Annotated in this window: 14 protein-coding genes and 1 pseudogene; 8 read left to right on the top strand and 7 right to left on the bottom strand. The window is 73.0% G+C overall.

What is annotated here, in order from left to right:
* Positions 1-118 precede the first annotated feature (118 nt).
* The 3 genes and pseudogenes from ACZ6D7_RS39930 to ACZ6D7_RS39920 form a co-directional block, all read right to left on the bottom strand.
* Positions 119-406 (bottom strand): hypothetical protein, encoded by a 288-nt coding sequence (locus ACZ6D7_RS39930; protein WP_454339401.1) that lies wholly within the window; start codon positions 404-406, stop codon positions 119-121.
* Between the two features lie 201 nt (positions 407-607).
* A pseudogene (locus tag ACZ6D7_RS39925) lies at positions 608-1242 on the bottom strand (IS5 family transposase); the annotation flags it as partial.
* A 41-nt stretch (positions 1243-1283) separates the two neighbouring features.
* Complete coding sequence (locus tag ACZ6D7_RS39920) at positions 1284-1775, bottom strand: CGNR zinc finger domain-containing protein (protein WP_469501722.1); 492 nt, start codon at positions 1773-1775, stop codon at positions 1284-1286.
* Between the two features lie 64 nt (positions 1776-1839).
* On the opposite strand from ACZ6D7_RS39920, the gene ACZ6D7_RS39915 reads away from it, so the two are divergent.
* The 5 genes from ACZ6D7_RS39915 to ACZ6D7_RS39895 all read left to right on the top strand — a co-directional run bounded on the left by ACZ6D7_RS39915 (position 1840) and on the right by ACZ6D7_RS39895 (position 8063).
* Positions 1840-2520 carry a hypothetical protein gene (locus ACZ6D7_RS39915; RefSeq protein WP_469501719.1) on the top strand — a complete coding sequence of 227 codons (681 nt, stop codon included), beginning with the start codon at positions 1840-1842 and terminating at the stop codon, positions 2518-2520.
* A gap of 210 nt (positions 2521-2730) precedes the next feature.
* Positions 2731-3387 (top strand): GNAT family N-acetyltransferase, encoded by a 657-nt coding sequence (locus ACZ6D7_RS39910; protein ID WP_469501716.1) that lies wholly within the window; start codon positions 2731-2733, stop codon positions 3385-3387.
* 425 nt (positions 3388-3812) lie between these two features.
* Entirely contained in the window at positions 3813-5522 is a 1710-nt protein-coding gene (locus ACZ6D7_RS39905) for a PucR family transcriptional regulator (protein WP_469501715.1), read from the top strand.
* A 218-nt stretch (positions 5523-5740) separates the two neighbouring features.
* On the top strand, positions 5741-7075 hold the full coding sequence (locus tag ACZ6D7_RS39900; protein WP_469501714.1) for a type III PLP-dependent enzyme domain-containing protein: 1335 nt from the start codon (positions 5741-5743) through the stop codon (positions 7073-7075).
* 97 nt (positions 7076-7172) lie between these two features.
* Complete coding sequence (locus tag ACZ6D7_RS39895) at positions 7173-8063, top strand: Gfo/Idh/MocA family protein (RefSeq protein WP_469501711.1); 891 nt, start codon at positions 7173-7175, stop codon at positions 8061-8063.
* A 1-nt stretch (position 8064) separates the two neighbouring features.
* Here ACZ6D7_RS39895 and ACZ6D7_RS39890 read toward each other — a convergent pair whose 3' ends face one another.
* Both ACZ6D7_RS39890 and ACZ6D7_RS39885 read right to left on the bottom strand, forming a co-directional pair.
* Entirely contained in the window at positions 8065-8412 is a 348-nt protein-coding gene (locus ACZ6D7_RS39890; protein ID WP_469501710.1) for a hypothetical protein, read from the bottom strand.
* Between the two features lie 91 nt (positions 8413-8503).
* Positions 8504-9391 carry a GNAT family N-acetyltransferase gene (locus ACZ6D7_RS39885; protein ID WP_469501707.1) on the bottom strand — a complete coding sequence of 296 codons (888 nt, stop codon included), beginning with the start codon at positions 9389-9391 and terminating at the stop codon, positions 8504-8506.
* A gap of 231 nt (positions 9392-9622) precedes the next feature.
* On the opposite strand from ACZ6D7_RS39885, the gene ACZ6D7_RS39880 reads away from it, so the two are divergent.
* The gene (locus ACZ6D7_RS39880; protein WP_469501704.1) at positions 9623-10714 is read left to right on the top strand and encodes a PP2C family protein-serine/threonine phosphatase; all 1092 of its coding nucleotides are present in this window, start codon (positions 9623-9625) and stop codon (positions 10712-10714) included.
* Here the strand turns inward: ACZ6D7_RS39880 and ACZ6D7_RS39875 are convergent.
* Positions 10671-12914, bottom strand: coding sequence for an MMPL family transporter (locus ACZ6D7_RS39875; RefSeq protein WP_469501701.1), 2244 nt, complete (start codon positions 12912-12914; stop codon positions 10671-10673). The two genes, ACZ6D7_RS39880 and ACZ6D7_RS39875, sit on opposite strands and share 44 nt — an antisense overlap.
* 216 nt (positions 12915-13130) lie before the next feature.
* Here ACZ6D7_RS39875 and ACZ6D7_RS39870 point away from each other — a divergent pair, with 216 nt between their 5' ends.
* Complete coding sequence (locus tag ACZ6D7_RS39870) at positions 13131-13337, top strand: hypothetical protein (RefSeq protein ID WP_469501698.1); 207 nt, start codon at positions 13131-13133, stop codon at positions 13335-13337.
* Positions 13338-13402: 65 nt separating this feature from the next.
* Here ACZ6D7_RS39870 and ACZ6D7_RS39865 read toward each other — a convergent pair whose 3' ends face one another.
* Positions 13403-14521, bottom strand: a complete 1119-nt coding sequence (locus ACZ6D7_RS39865; RefSeq protein ID WP_469501693.1) for a sulfite oxidase — start codon at positions 14519-14521, stop codon at positions 13403-13405.
* Between the two features lie 79 nt (positions 14522-14600).
* Between ACZ6D7_RS39865 and sthA the strand changes: the two genes are divergently transcribed.
* Entirely contained in the window at positions 14601-16004 is a 1404-nt protein-coding gene (gene sthA, locus ACZ6D7_RS39860; RefSeq protein WP_469501690.1) for a Si-specific NAD(P)(+) transhydrogenase, read from the top strand.
* The last annotated feature ends 292 nt before the right edge of the window (positions 16005-16296 follow it).

Here is a 16296-nt window from a genome sequence, read left to right as displayed (position 1 = left end):
TCAGCACCCCGATCGCGATCCGGTCCGACAGCCGCTCACCCGCAGGCGCCCTGACCTGCCCCACCCTCGCCACACACAAGACAACGAGACACAGCCGCCTAAGTCACCAGCATTGGTCCTAGGCGGACACATACGTGAGTGCCGGATACACCTCCGGGTCGCCCTCGACACCGGCCTCACGGAGGATCGGAACGAGGATCTCGGCGAAGCGGTTGAGGGCCTCCTCGGACTCCCAGACGTCGACGACGCGGAAGGTGCTCTCGCCCTGTCCCGCGATGTGTGCGAGCAAACCTTCTACGGGCCAGTCGGCTGGAGATTCCATCCGGTTCTTGCCCCCCGTCAACTTGCGGCAGGTCTCCTCGTACTGCTCCTGTGTGAACTCGGGGGAGATGAGGACGATCGGCATTTGGGTCCTTCCACATCGCGGAGACGCGGCATGGGGCTGCCACGTCTGGGCCGGAATCAGGCGACGGCGACGTCCGCCTGTTCACATAGCGATCCTGGGCCGCGTCGCATCATCGCGCATGACTTGCTGCTCCACACGAGACGGAGTCACGCCCGTCGAGAGGGCGAACGTTGCCTGATGCGGCACTAGGCCGTGTCTTCAATCGGCCCGCTCGGGGATGGTGTGGGGGATGCCGCGACGCCGCAGCCAGGTGCGTATCGCCTTCGAGCTGTAGCCCTTGTCGCCCAGCACATGGGCGGCCCGCACGCGGGGCCGGCCCGGGCCCAGGCGGGGCACCCGGATCGCCTCCATCACGGCGGTGAACTGGGTGCAGTCGTTGGCGTTCCCGCCCGTGAGGGTAAACGCCAGCGGCCGGCCGACGGAGTCGCAGGCGAGATGAATCTTGCTGGTCAGACCGCCCCGGGAGCGTCCAAGCGCTCGGCTGCAGGCTCCCCTTTCTTTCGGGCCCCGGCGGCGTGCTGGTGGGCGCGCACGACGGTGGAGTCGACCGAGACCAGCCAGTCGATCTCGCCGACCGCGTCCGCCCGGGCCTGGGCGGCCTGGAGCATCCGCTGGAACGTGCCGTCCAGGGCCCACCGGCGGAACCGGGTATGCAGGGTGTGCCACGGGCCGTATCGCTCGGGCACGTCCCGCCAGGCCGAACCGGTACGAAACTTCCACACGATTCCGTTCAGCACGGTCCGGTCGTCCAGCCGTTTCCTGCCCCGCAACGACACAGGCAACAGCGGCCGAACGAACTCCCACTCAGCGCCCGACAGTTCAGGGCGACGTATCACCCGACCATGATCCACCACTCAAGATCAATTGAAGGCACTCCCTAGGAGTTCTTCGCCGCGCGGGCCCGATAGGCCGCGACTGTCGTCCGGCTCGCGCACGCGTTGGAGCAGAACCGCCGCGTGCGGTTGCGTGACTGGTCCACGAAGTAGTTCCCGCACCCGACCGCGGCGCACCGTCCCAGGGTCACCGCCGGATCCCCGGCGGTGACCAGAGCGAACTTAGCGGCGATCTGCTGGCCGACCCAGCGCTTGGCCGGGGCGCCGTTGCGGCTGAAGTGGATGTGCCAGCCGCCGAGGCCGTCATGGTCGGACAGGTGCATCTCCGGCGGATAGTCGCGCAGCAGGCGGTGTACGGCGTCGGGGTCGGTGCCGTCGACCAGCTGCGCCAGGGCCGTGCGTACGAGCTCGGGAAGGTCGCCGTAGTCACCCTCCGGCGGCGGGACGATTTCGTGTTCTGCGAAGAACGCGGCGACCAGTGCGCCGTGTTGGTCGAGGGTTCCGGTATTGGCCAGCTCGACGGCCAGCCGCGTCACGTTCCCGATGTAGTCACCGTATTGCACTTGACCCCCTACATGACCCCTTCATACTGTAGGCGCCATGATACCTAACGACGCCTACATGGCCAGTCGTCTGCATCTGCTCGGGGAGTGGGACGCCGCGCTCGCCGTCCTGGGCCCGGACGCCGCGCCGGCACTGCGCGCGGAGATCGCCGTCGACCGGTGGTTCTTCCGGATGCAAAATCACGCGGAGGCCGAGAAGGCGGTAGCGGCACTTGATCCCGCGTCACCGATCGCACAGCTGCTCACCGGACGGCTTGCCTACAGCCGCCTGCTGTTCCGGCGCGACACCTGCGCCGACGACCGCGCCACAGCTGAGGCCGCCTACCGCGCGGCAGCCGAGGACGGCGACGAGATACTGAGCGCCTGGGCCGAGTACCACTGGGCCGTCCTGCTGGACAACATCGACGAAGATGCGGCCGGCGCTCTCCCGCGGTACGAGACGGCGTTCGAGGTCGCGACGAAGTCCGGCGACGGGCTCTTCGAGTCCTACATCATCCGCCACCTCGCGCCGCACAAGGAGCCCGCGGAGCGGCTGGCGATGCTGCGCCGCTCGCTTCATCTGCGGGCCGCGCTCGGCGCCCGCCCGCAGACGATCGCCGCGCAGGCGCTGCTGGCCGAGTACCTCCCCGAAGGCGACCCCGAGCGCGCCGAGCTCCTGCGGATCTTCCGCCCGGGCGCGGAAGAACTGCATATCGCCTGGCTCCTGTTCGAGGACTGAGGCGCCGAGCGCCGGGCCCCGGACGGAGCGCGCCGGGGCCGGCCCGAGGCCCCGGCCGCGTTGCCGCATCCCCGCATCCCGCACGGACTCAGGGTGATGGCAATACGGGCCTCACGGCCACCCTCGGCCGCCACTCGGCCCGCGCAGCAGCGCTGCGCACTGGTCGTACGGGCAGCCCTTGATGTCTCACAGCGAAGGGAGCGGTTCAGGTTGAGCAAGAGCAACTTCGGCAGGAGGAACGCGGCGGCCCCGGAGCCGTCAGTGTCCTCGCACTCCACGGGTTCGCCTCCGGCGCCACCGCGGTTTCGGCCGGCCGGTTCCGGCGACGCCGATGCCATCGCACGGCTGCAGGTGGCCAACTGGCGCCGCCACTACCGCGGCGCGTTCTCCGACACGTTCCTGGACGGCGATCTGGTGGCCGAGTGGCGCACCGCCTGGTCCTCGCGTCTGTCCAGCCCGGGCGGCACCTCGACGGTCCTGGCCGAGGACGACGCCGGGCTCGCGGGACTCGTCCATGTCGTCTTCGACGAGGACGGCCGCTGGGGCAGCCTCATCGACGGCCTGCACGTCAGCCCGTGCCGCCGTCGCACCGGACTCGGCACCGAACTGCTGTCCCGCGCCGCCGAGGCCGTCGCCGAACGCGCGCGTGGCGGCGCGCTGTACCTGTGGGTGCTCGAGCAGAATACCGCGGCTCAGGAGTTCTACCTGGCCCTGGGAGGCACCTGCGCGGAACGGGCCGCGGTGGCGGCCCCCGGCGGAGTCTCGTCCCGGCTCACCGGTTCCCCCGCCAAGCTCCGCTTCACCTGGCCCGACGCCACGGTGCTCGCCCGGCCGGAGGCGCGGCGGGGTCAACCGAACCCGGCCTGACGGAACGAACCCGCCGCCGCCCGCCCGCCACCGACACGCGACGCGGAACTGCCCTGCTTCTAGGGAGTGCCTTCAAGAGGGGTCCGCCTCCGGTCGGGCCAGGTAGTCAGTCGCCGGCTTGCCCTCGGTCTCCATCTCAGCCGTCCCGCTCACGGCCTCCGTGGCGGGCGGCAGCTCCTGATCCTTACTTCGCGATCGTCGTCTTCGACGAGTTCGACGACTTCGACGACTTCGACGACTTCGGGCTGAAGTGGGTGGCGTTGTTCAGCTCTGACTGGCGGTGCCACTGTGTCAGCCGGACCGGGGTGAGGGGACCGGCGATGTCACCGGTCCTGTTACGGGACGGGCGGACAGGGACGCGCCGCCTATCCTCGGCGGGGACCACGCGTGAGGCGTCGTACGGACGAGGGCGGGAGCGTCGGCCGGTGAACGAGGAAAACCCGGAGAACCCGGAGCACCCGGTCCCCGAGGGGGTCGGCGTCACCCTGCGGTCCCTGCTGGCGTTCGAGGACGGCGGCGCGCTGCGGCTGCTGTGCGCGCCCGCCGCACCGGAGACCGAGGTGCGCCGGGTCGCCGTCGGCCTGGACGACCTCGGCCGGCGTCAGGAAGACACCGGCACCCTTCTGCTGGCCGCGGGCGCCGCCCCGGATGCCGCGACAGTGCGGGAGGCGGCCGGGCGGGGAGCATGCGCGGTCGTCCTGGCCGAGACCGACGCCACCCACAGGGCCATCGACGACACGGCGGCGGCACCGGGCGCGCTCCCCGCCGACCTGCTCGCCGCGGCCCGGGAGACCGGAGTCGCCCTGCTCGTACGGGCCGCCGGCGCGGACTGGGCGGAGGTCGCCGCGCTGCTGCGGTCGGCCCTTTCCTACCTCCGGACCGGCCGGGACGAGGACACGGACGCGCTGCCCGGCCCGGAGGCGGCTCCCTCGCTCGCCGTCCTCGCGGCGCGGGTCGCGGCGTACGTGCGAGGGTCGATCACGATCGAGGACACCCGGCTGCGCGTACTGGCCCACTCCGCGACCGGCCCCGCTGTCGACCCGCTGCGCCAGACCGTCATCCTCGGCGGCCGGGTACCCGAGTGGCGGGTGGCCGAGCTGCGCCGCAGCGGGCTGCTGCGCGCGCTGTGGACCTCGTCGGACGTCCTGCACCGGCCCCCCGACGACGACAACCCGGAGCGGCTGATCGTCGCCGTGCGCAGCGGGCGGGAGCTGCTCGGGTCGATCTGGGCCGCGGCGGACGGCGCCGCGCTGGCCCCCGACGCCGCCCGCCATCTGCGCACCGCCGCCGGGCTCGCCGCCCCGCTGCTGGTCCGCGAGCGGCTGCGGGAGAGCGGTACGGCCCAACAGCGGGAGGCCGCGCTGCGGGGGCTGCTGCGCGGGCTCGGGGACCGGCGCACCCACGCCTGGTCGCTGGGGCTGTCCCCGGACGCGCCGTGCGCGGTGGTGGTGGCCGAGCGGCGGGCCACGGGGCGGGCCGACGACCGGTCGCTGGACGTCCTCGTACTGGAGGTGTCGGCGCACCGCCCCGGCACGGCGGTCCTGCGGGAGCGCGACCGGCTGGCGCTGCTGCTCACGGGGGAGGGCTCGGCGGCGGACCACGAGCGCGCGGTGGGGGCCGTCGTGCGCGACCTCGACGCGGTCGTCTCGTCGCTGCCGGACGCGTCCGCGGTGTGGCTGGGCGTCGGACCGGTCGGACCGCCGGAGCGGGCCGCGGAGTCGCACGCGCGGGCGGGGCTCGTCGTACGGGCGCTGCGGGAGCGGGAGGCGCGGGCGCTCGCCGCCGGACGACCGCGGCCCGACCGGTTCGCGGACGCGGCCGGGGTGGGCGCGTCGCTGGAGGTCCTGCGGATGCTGGACGCGGTGCGTCCGGTGTGGGAGTCCGGGGGCGGCCCGGTGCACGACCTGATCCGTTCCGACCTGGCCTCGGGCGGGGAGCTGGTGCGGACGCTGGGCGCGTATCTCGACGCCGGGGGCGACGTCCCGGAGGCGGCGCGCCGGCTGCTGGTGCACCCGAACACGCTCCGCTACCGACTGGGCCGGGTCCGCGAGCGGCACGGGGTGGATCTGGACGACCCCGACACCCGGCTGCTGCTGGCCCTCGCGGCCCGGCTCGCGGCTCCCCCGGCGCCCTGACCCCGCGGTGCCATGCACGGCGTTGCACGCGGTGTCCTGCGCGGCATTGTGCGCGGCGTTGTGCGCGGCATTGTGCGCGGCATTGTGCGTGGACACGAGAGTTCCGGTTGTCCTTGTGCGAGCCGACGAAGACGGACGGGCGCGGCGCGGGCGACTCTGGAGGTGTACCGCCGCACCCCGATCGCCGTACCCGACGCCGCACCGAAGGAGAACAGGACGTGTCGCTCAATACCGGGAATCTCGAGATCGCGCTCCGGCAGGCCGTCGCCGACGGACTCCTCGGGGAGGACCGGCCGGTGGCCGGCTTCGTCGACGTCCGGGGCGTACGGGAGAGTGTCGCCGGCCTGCACGAGGCGTTCGGGCGGGTGCCGGACGTGCTGCACGCCTTCGCGGCCAAGGCCTGCCCGCTGGTGCCGGTGCTGCGGCTGCTCGCCGACGCCGGGATGGGCTGCGAGGTGGCGAGCCCCGGTGAGACCCGGCTGGCGCTGGACGCGGGGTTCGCGCCGGAGCGCATCGTGCTGGACTCCCCGGCCAAGACCCGCGCGGAGATCCGTGAGGCGCTGGCCCTGGGCATCGCGCTGAACGCCGACAACCTCGCCGAACTGGACCGGATCGACGCGCTGCGCCCGGCCGGCTCCGCGTCCGTCGTCGGGCTGCGGGTGAATCCGCAGGTCGGCGGCGGGTCGATCGGCGCGATGAGCACCGCGACCGCGCATTCGAAGTTCGGCGTGGCGCTGCGCGACCCGGGCGCCCGAACCCGGATCGTCGAGGCCTTCGCCCGGCGCCCCTGGCTGACCCGGCTGCACGCGCACGTCGGCTCGCAGGGCTGCCCCCTGTCCCTGATCGCCGAGGGGCTCGCGACGGTCCACCGGCTCGCCGAGGAGATCAACGCGCACGTGGGCCGCCGCCAGGTCACCAGCCTCGACCTGGGCGGCGGGCTGCCGGTGAACTTCGCCGACGACACGGTCACGCCGACCTACGCCGACTACGTGGCCGCCCTCACGGCGGTCGAACCGGCCCTGCTGGACGGCCGCTACCAGGTGGTCACCGAGTTCGGCCGCTCACTGCTCGCGAAGAACGGCTTCACCGCGGCGGTCGTCGAGTACGTCAAGGACGCGGGCGGCCGCCGGGTGGCGCTCACCCACGCCGGCGCCCAGGTCGCCACCCGCACGGTGCTCATGCCGGAGTTTTGGCCGCTGCGCGTGTCCGCGTACGGCCCGGACGCCACGCCCAAGCGGACCCCGACCCTGCCGCAGGACATCGCGGGGCCGCTCTGCTTCGCCGGGGACGTCGTGGCGCACCAGCGCCCGCTGCCCGAACTCGCCGAGGGCGATCTGGTGGTCCTGCACGACACCGGCGCCTACTACTTCTCCGCGCCCTGGGGCTACAACAGCCTGCCGAGGCCCGCGGTGTACGGCTTCCAGGTCCAGGACGGCCACGTCGCCTTCGCCACGGTGCGGCCCGCGCAGTCGGTGCGGGAGGTGTCCGAGGAGAGCGGACTGGCCCAGGCGGACGCCCTGCTGACGGGCTTCGCCGCGCCGTCGCTGCCCTGACGGGAGGACCACCGCCCGGGGTACCCGCGCGCGGTGTCCGTGTGCGAGGCTCGGCCACGGTCGGCATCGTCCCGCAACGGCAAGGAGAGTCAGCGGCATGCGCATCGGTCTGCTCGGAACCGGTCCCTGGGCGCGGATGGTCCACGCCCCCGTCCTCGCCGCGCACGCCGGCCTCGACTTCGCCGGTGTGTGGGGCCGGCGCCCTCAGGCCGCGAAGGAGCTGGCGGACCGGCACGGCACGCGGGCGTACGACGACGTCGACGCGCTGCTCGCCGAGGTGGACGCGGTGGCCGTCGCGCTGCCGCCGGACGTGCAGGCGGAGCTGGCGGCGCGGGCGGCGCGGGCCGGCTGTCATCTGCTGCTGGACAAGCCGATCGCCACGACGGTGGAGGGCGGCCGGGCGGTGGTGCGGGCCGCCGAGGAGGCGGGGGTCTCCTCGGTCGTCTTCTTCACCACCCGTTTCGTGCCCGAGGCCGGTGAGTGGATCGCCGAACAGGCGGCCACCGGAGGGTGGTTCACTGCGCGTGCCGAGTGGCTGGGGTCGGTGTTCGTCAGCGGCAGCGACAGTCCGTTCGCCACGCCGTGGCGCGGGGAGAAGGGCGCCCTGTGGGACGTGGGCCCGCACGCCCTGTCCGTGCTGCTGCCGGTCCTCGGCGACGTCCGCCGGGTGACAGCGGCGGCGCAGGGTCCCGGCGACACCGTGCATGTGGTCCTGGACCACACCGGCGGGGCCTCCAGCACCCTGACCCTGAGCCTGACGGCCCCGCCCGCGGCGTCGGGCACCGGCGTCGAGATACGCGGCGAGGCCGGGACGACCCGCCTCCCGCAGGGCGGCACAGACGCGTTCGCCGCCCTCACGCGCGCCGCCGACGCCCTGCGCTCCGCCGCCGCCGACGGCCGCCCCCACCCCTGCGACGCCGCCTTCGGCCTGCGCGTCACCGAGATCCTCACCGACGCCCAGACCCTGCTGGACGCCGGATCCCGCTGACTCAGCCGTCCTCGAACGGCTCGTCGCTCCACCGGAACCAGGCCTGGTCCCCCTGGATGTGCAGCAGGAACTCGGCGACGGGACCGCGCGGCGAGACGAGCGTCACGCGCCGCCGGATCTCGTCGTAGGCCTCCTCCCACTCCTGCCAGGTGTCGTCCACCTCCTCCTCGAGGTTGGCCTCCAGCAGCTCCAGTTCCCGGACGAAGAAGGGTTCGACGGCGGCGTACGCCGGTCCGGCGCCGAAGCGCCCCGACAGCCAGGGGAAGTCGGCGTCGTCGACGGCGATCTCCCCGATCCGCCCCTCCCCGTCCGGGCCGCGCACCTGCCAGATCTCGCCGTCGAACCCCATCACGCCTCCGTCACCCGCAATCGGTCACCCACGGCCCAGGATGGCACCAGGCACTGACAACGGGCCGCCACCCCGTCACTCCGTCCCTCCGTCACTCCGTCACGAAGTGCGCCCGTTCCCGCAGGACGGGGTAGCCGGCCTTCGTGAAGTGGGCGGCCATGGGGGCGTTGCCCCGGTCGGTCGCGGCGGCGATGAAGTCGGCGCCGCGGTCGGCGAGGTAGTGGGTGCACTCGGCGAGGAGGTCGTATGCGTAGCCGTGGCCGCGGTGTTCCGGGAGGACACCGATGAAACCGACGCAGGGGCCGGAGGGGTTGTGGGCCGGGATGTGGATGCCGGCCAGCTCGCCGTCGGGGGTGCGTGCGGTCTGCCACCACTCGCGCGGGGACGGGCACCAGTGGAAGAAGTCGAGTTCCTCCTGGGCGGCCAGGTCCGGGCCGCCCTTCTCGACGGCCTTGCGGGCGTGGGCGTCGAGGGTGTCGGAGTGGATGCGGCGCAGCGCGTCGAAGAACACCGCGTCGTCGGGCTCGGGGCCGAACCGCAGCCGGCCGGGGCGTTCGGGCAGGCCGCACTGCGGGGTCCAGCGGTAGACGAAGCGTTCCACGAACAGGGTGAGGCCGGCCGCGCGGGCGGCGGCGTAGCGGGCCTCGGCGGCGGCCCGCAGGACCGGGTCCTCGCGCCAGCCGGCGGGCAGGACCAGCTCCAGGCCGACCTGCCAGGGCGCGGTGCGCAGGAGTTCGGCGGCCGCGTCCTCCTCGCCGTCGGCGAAGTCGAACCACTCGGCGGTACGGGGTTCGGGGTCGTCGGGCCCGCCCCACCAGGCGGCGCGGGCGACCACCCGGCCGTCGCGCAGCGCGACCCGCTTCCACTCGGGCCGGTAGTGGGCGTTGCGGAACGCCTCGGCGGCGCGCAGCGGGTCGGGCAGGGTGTCGAACAGATGGACGTCGCGCTCGTCGAGCGCGCGGATGACCGGATCGGTCATGGATTCCTCCGGGTTGCGTACGGTGGGTGCGCTCCCGGGGCGTCGGACAGACGTCAGACGCGGCACGCCGGGGTCACGGGGTGGGAGCGCGGAACGGTGCTGAACCTCATGGCGCTCGCCTCCTTCCGTGGGTGTCCGGGCGTGCGGTCACACCTTAGGGAGCCTCCGTCGATCACGTCCATCGGATTTTCTCGGCGTGCGCGGGCCGGTGCCGGGGTGGAGCGTGGGGATGTGGGACGACCGGACACCGACCGGCGGGGCTGGCTGCGGGGCGCGCCCCCGCCCCGCTGGGTGCGGGCGCTGCCGCTGGTGCTGGCCGCGGGCGTCTGCGTGGCCACCCTGATCAGCCCCGACCCGCTGGACATCGGCTTCCTGCTGGGCGCCATCCCGCCGCTGGCGGTCCTGTCGTACGGCCCCGCGGCGACCGCGGTGCTCGGCGCGGCCGTGGTCGTGATGCTCGAAGCCCCCGCGTTCCAGTTGGACCGGCCGGGCGGGACCGATGTGCTGACGGTGAGCTTCGTCGCGGTGCTGAGCGTGTTCGTGGCGTTCGTGCGCAGCCGCCGGGACGTGCAGCTGGACACCGAGCGCACCATCGCGGAGGCGGCGCAGCGCGCCGTGGTGCCGCCGGTGCCGGAGCGGGTGGGTCCGGTGCGCTGCGCGGGTCTGTACCAGGCGGCCGAGCGCGGCACGCTGGTGGGCGGCGACTTCTTCGACGTACGGGAGAGCGCCCACGGGGTGCGGGCGGTGCTGGGGGACGTGCGCGGGCACGGGCTGGCGGCGATCTCGACCGTGGCGGCGCTGCTGGGCGCGTTCCGGGAGGCGGTGCTCGACCAGCCGACCCTGGAAGCGGTGGCCGCCCGGCTGGATCGCCGGCTGACGGTGGACTCGGCGCGGGTCCCGCACGCGGAGCTGTTCGCGACGGCCGTCCTGCTGGAGTTCGCCCCGGGCGCGGACGCGGTGCGGATCGTCGTCTGCGGCCATCCGCCGCCGCTGCTCCTGCGGGACGGTACGGCGACGGAGGTGGCCGCCGCGCCGTGGACCCCGCTGGGGCTGGGGCTGCCGGGGACGCCCCCGCCCACCGGCCTCGATGTCCCGCTGCGCCCGGGCGACCGGGTGTTCCTCGCCTCGGACGGCGTCTGGGAGGCGAGGAGCGCGGCCGGCGTCTTCTACCCGCTGCTGGAGCGGCTTCCCGCGCTCGCCGCCGGTGCCGGCCCGGCGGCGGCGGCCGACCGGGTGTGGGCGGACGTCCTGCGCCACTCCCCCGCCGTCCTCGACGACGTCACGATGCTCGTCTTGGCGCCGGCGCGTCCGGAGCGCCGGTGAGCTGCTCGTCGTCGCCCTCTGCGTCGATGTGCGGCAGGATCCGGTCCAGCCACCGGGGCGTCCACCAGGCGCGCGCGCCGAGCAGGGTCATCACCGCGGGCACCATGAGCAGCCGGACGACGGTGGCGTCGATGAGCACGCTGACGGCGAGGCCCAGCCCCAGCATCTTGACGACGATGTTGTCGCTGATGATGAAGGCCGCGAAGACGCTCACCATGATCAGGGCCGCGCAGGTGATGACCCGGGCGGTGATCTCCAGGGCGTGGGCGACGGACGCCTTGGCGTCGCCGGTGCGCAGCCAGGCCTCGTGGACGCGGGAGAGCAGGAAGATCTCGTAGTCCATGCTGAGGCCGAAGATGATCGCGAACATCATCATCGGCACATAGCTCTCGATGGGCACGTCTCCGTTGACGCCCAGCGCGGGCCCGCCCCAGCCCCACTGGAAGACGGCGACGACAACACCGTAGGAGGCCGTGATCGACAGGACGTTGAGGACGGCGGCCTTGACCGCGACGAGGAGGCCGCGGAAGACGGCGAGGATGATCAGGAAGGCGAGGGCGACGACGACGCCGATGATCAGCGGCAGCCGGCTGGCGACGATGTCCCGGAAGTCGACCTGGGCCGCGGTGGTGCCGGTGACGTACCCCTTGGCGTCGTAGCCGGAGACCGCGTCGGGGAGGGTGTGGTCGACGAGCCGGTTGGTGAGGTCGGTGGTGGTGGCGTCCTGCGGGGCCTGCTGGGAGTAGACGGTTCCGACGAGCACGTCGCCGTCCTGGGTCGGCGACAGCGGGGTGACCGTGGCCGCGCCGGAGACCGCGTTCAGGGTCTTCTGGGCCTGGTCGGAGAGGGCGGAGCGCTGGTCGGTGGGGACGGACGTCTGGTCGATGACGATGGTGAGGGGTCCGTTGGAGCCGGGTCCGAAGGCGTCGGTCATCAGGTCGTAGGCGCGCCGGTCGGTGAAGGACGTAGGGTCGGCGCCGTCGCCGATGTGGCCGAGCTGGATGGAGAAGACGGGGATCGCGAGGATCGCGATGACGGCGAGCCCGGCCCCGAGGAACTGCCAGGGTCTGCGCTCCACGCGCTGGGCGTAACGGTGCCAGGTGCCGTGCGGGACGGCGTCCGGGGCGGCGTCGGTCTCGGCGACGGGCTTGCGCACGTGGTAGCGGTCGATCCGGCGGCCGACGAGCCCGAGGAAGGCGGGGACGAGGGTGAGGGCGCCGATGACGGCGGTAACCACCGTGACGGCGGCGGCGACACCGAGTTTACCGATGAATGACACACCGGACGCGTAGAGGCCGGCGAGGGCGATGATCACGGTGGTGCCGGAGACGAGGACCGCGCGGCCGGAGGTGGTGGCGGCGTGTCCGGCCGCCTGGACGGGGTCGGCGCCGTTCATCAGGTTCTGGCGGTGACGGGTGATCAGGAAGAGGGCGTAGTCGATGCCGACGCCCAGGCCGATCATGGTGGCGAGGGTCGGCGAGACGGTCGCGAAGGTGAACGCGGCGGCGAGCAGCCCGAGGCAGCCGAGTCCGCAGATGACACTGATCAGTGCGGTGACCAGCGGCATTCCGGCCGCGATGACACTGCCGAACCCGATCAGCAGCACGATGATGGCGACCGCGAAGCCGATCAGTTCGCTGACCCGGTCGTCGGGGGCGGGCCGGGCCAGCTCGCCGAGCGAGCCGCCGTACTCGACGTCGGCGCCGGCGGCGCGCAGGGGCTGGACGGCGTCGTCCACGCCGTCGAGATAGGAGTCGCCGAGGGTGGACGGCTGGACGTCGAACTGGACGGTGATGTAGCCGGTCTTGCCGTCGCTGGAGACCGGGCCGACCTTCGTCGGGCTCTGGGAGAGCGGGTTCTGCACCGTGAGCACGTGCGGAAGCTTCTGGAGGTCGCCGACCGTCGTGGACACCTGCGAACTCAGGTCGCTCAGGGCCTTGTCGTCGTGGAGGACGATCTGGCTGCTGTAGCCGCCGGCCTGCGGATCGTGCTTCTTCAGCACGTCCAGGCCCTCCTGGGACTGCACGTCCGACAGCTGGAAGTCGTCCTCGTACTCGCCGCCGATGGACCGGTCGAGCACCTGGAGCGCGACCAGGGGCACCAGCCACGCGACGATGACGATGACGAAGTGGCGGGCGCACCAGGCGCCGAGCCGCCGTAGCCCCCCGCCTCGCGGTTCCCCGGCACTGGTGGGTTCCATGACCTGGGCCTTCCGTGCCACGCGTCGTCCGCGCTGTCCGTTCGGGGCGTCCCGAGTACAGCCCATTAGACGCCTTGCCGATCATCACGGCATCTCGGAGAAACCGGGTTTCCCGGCCTTTCCGGATGCAGGGTGCGCCGTCAGGATGAATGGTGTTAGTGGACCCGATGACCGCACCGGGCCGAAGCAGCCCTTCGGACGCGAGGAGCAGAGACCATGCCCACGTCACAGCCCGGCGCTTCCCGGCCGTCCCGGGAGCGCGTCACCCCGGACAACCTGCTCCATACCCGCACCGGCACCGAGGTGTCGCCGGAGGACATGGTCCTGGCCGCGGGGAGGGACATCACCCCCCGCAACCTCGCCTGGGCCCAGCGCAAGCTCGACGAGGAAGGCCCGAACGCAATCGAGAAGCTGCTGCCTTAAGGCCTCAAGGGCCTGGCCTGTCCGGCCTGTCCGGCCTGTCCGGCCTGTCCGGCGGCGGGATCCCCCTACCCCTCCACGCAGAGCACCTCGACCCGCTGGACCGCGTTGTTCGCGAACCCGCCCCGGTTCCACGGCTGGTCCAGCGGCTGGGTGTGTCCCGAGGCGTCCGTGGCGCGGGCGCAGAGCACGTGCCGGCCGGGGGCCGCGGTCCAGGTGTGGTGCCAGCCCCGCCAGGCCCAGCGGTGCCAGGTGTCCGGCGCCGGCTCCGCCTCGGACCAGGTGGCGCCGCCGTCCGCGCTCACCTCGACCCGGGTCACCGGGGCACGCCCGGACCAGGCCCGCCCCTCCAGGCGGACCGGGCCGGGCCGCACGATCCGGACCCGGGACATGAAGTCGGGGAAGCCCGGCGGGACGAGCAGGGCGCGCGGCGCGATCCGGGTGACCGGCTCGCCCTCCTCTGCGGGGTCCCGGCGCAGCCGGTAGGCGACCGTCTGCTGGAAGCCGGTGAACGGGGTGTCCCGGACGCTGATGTCCCGCAGCCACTTCACGTGCGCCATGCCGTACCAGCCGGGCACCACCAGGCGCAGCGGACGGCCGTGCTGCGGGGGCAGCGGGGCGCCGTTCATGCCGTACGCCACGAGCACCTCGGGGTCGGTGCCGGCGGCCACGGCGAGCGGCAGGGCCCGCCGGTAGTCCTGCTCGACACCGCGTTCGACGCCGTGGTCGGCGCCGGTGAGGACGACGTCCACGGCCGTCGGCGCGGGGCCCGCCTCGGCCAGCAGCAGCCGTAGGGGTACGCCGGTCCACTCGGCGGTGCCGACCGCCTCGACCAGCCAGGGCTGGCTGACCGGGCGGGGGGTGAGCAGGGCGCGGCCGTTGCCGGCGCACTCCAGGGTCACCCGGGTGGTGACGGCGGGCAGGCTCCTGAGGTCGGCGAGGGTGAGGGTCAGCGGGGTGCGGACCCGGCCGCCGACGGTGAGCCGCCAGGCCGTGTCGTCGGGGACGTACGGGATGTCGTAGTGCGTCAGGACGTAGTGCAGGCCGGGCGGGGTGATCTCGTGGCGGAGGGCTTCGAGGGGGAGGCCGTGGTTGCGGGTGGCCAGGGCCAGTTCGTCCCGGCCGATGCCCTCGTCGGGGGCGGCCAGCCGGGCGGGGGTGCTCACCTCACCGGGTCCACGGCCCATGCCCCCATTGTCGCGCGGCGGCGGATGCCCGCCCGTTCACCCTTTCGCGGCGGGGCCCCGCACTGCCAGACTCCGGAGGATGCCCGACTTCGACATGCTCGTCCTCGGATCAGGTCCCGGCGGCCAGAAGGCCGCCATCGCCGCGGCCAAACTGGGCCGCCGCGTCGCCGTCGTCGACCGCCCCGACATGGTCGGCGGGGTCTCCCTCCACACCGGAACCATCCCCTCCAAGACCCTGCGCGAGGCGGTGCTGTACCTCACCGGTCTCACCCAGCGCGATCTGTACGGGCAGAGCTACCGCCTGAAGGAGGACATCACCGTCGCCGATCTGACCGCGCGCACCCAGCACGTGGTCGGCCGGGAGACCGACGTCATCCGCAGCCAGTTGTCCCGCAACCACGTCCAGCTGTTCGCCGGCACCGGCCGGTTCGTCGACCCGCACACCGTGGCCCTGCGGGAGGCGGGCGGGCAGGAACGGCTGGTCAGCGCCGAGCACGTGGTGATCGCCACCGGGACGCGGCCCGCGCGGCCGGACACCGTGGAGTTCGACGGGCGGACCATCCTCGACTCCGACAACGTCCTGACGGTCGAGCGGGTTCCGCGGTCGATGGTGATCGTGGGGGCCGGGGTGATCGGCATGGAGTACGCGTCCATGTTCGCCGCGCTCGGCAGCAAGGTGACGGTGGTGGAGAAGCGGGCCGGGATGCTCGACATGTGCGACGTCGAGGTCATCGAGTCGCTCAAGTACCACCTGCGGGACCTGGCGGTGACCTTCCGGTTCGGGGAGACCGTCGCCGCCGTGGAGCGCCATCCGCGGGGCACGCTGACCGTTCTGGCCAGCGGCAAGAAGATCCCGGCGGACGCGGTGATGTACTCGGCGGGCCGGCAGGGCCTCACCGACGAACTCGACCTGGGCCGGGCGGGGCTGGCGGCGGACCCGCGCGGCCGGATCACGGTCGACGAGCACTACCGCACCGAGGTCCCGCACATCTACGCCGTGGGGGACGTGATCGGCTACCCGGCGCTCGCGGCGACGTCGATGGAGCAGGGGCGGGCGGCCGCGTACCACGCCTGTGGGGAGCCGGTGGCCCGGATGCACCACCTCCAGCCGATCGGCATCTACACCATCCCGGAGATCAGCTTCGTGGGGCGGACGGAGGACCAGCTCACCGAGGAGAGCGTGCCGTTCGAGGTGGGCATCGCCCGCTACCGGGAGCTGGCGCGCGGGCAGATCATCGGCGACGCGCACGGCATGCTGAAGCTGCTGGTCTCCCCCGTGGACCGGACGCTGCTCGGTGTGCACTGCTTCGGCAGCGGCGCGACCGAGCTGATCCACATCGGGCAGTCGGTGATGGGCTGCGGCGGAACGGTCGACTACCTGGTGGACGCGGTCTTCAACTACCCCACGCTCGCGGAGTCGTACAAGGTCGCGGCTCTGGACGCCACCAACCGGCTGCGGCAGCTGGACCGGATCGGGGACTGACCGCCATCCCCGCGGACCCGCGGGTGCGGCAGGCGCGCTGACGCCTGCCGCACGCGCGGGTCCGCACGTTACCTGTCCGTCAATCTTGAAACGTCAAGCGTGGGGGCTATCATCACTCGCACACTGGGTGTGACCGTCCGCCAACTCTGTGGTGGCCGGTATCCACCAGCGCTCGTCCCGCCGACGTTTCCCGAGGTCATCCCTCTCCGGTGCCCGGCGACGCACCACCCTCACCCCCCATACGCCGTCGGGTTGTTCCCCCGGACCGGCGGTGTGCACGACGGAAAGCAGC

This window comes from Streptomyces sp. NPDC041784, from assembly GCF_055591025.1.
This window is presented reverse-complemented; position numbering and strand designations above follow the sequence as displayed.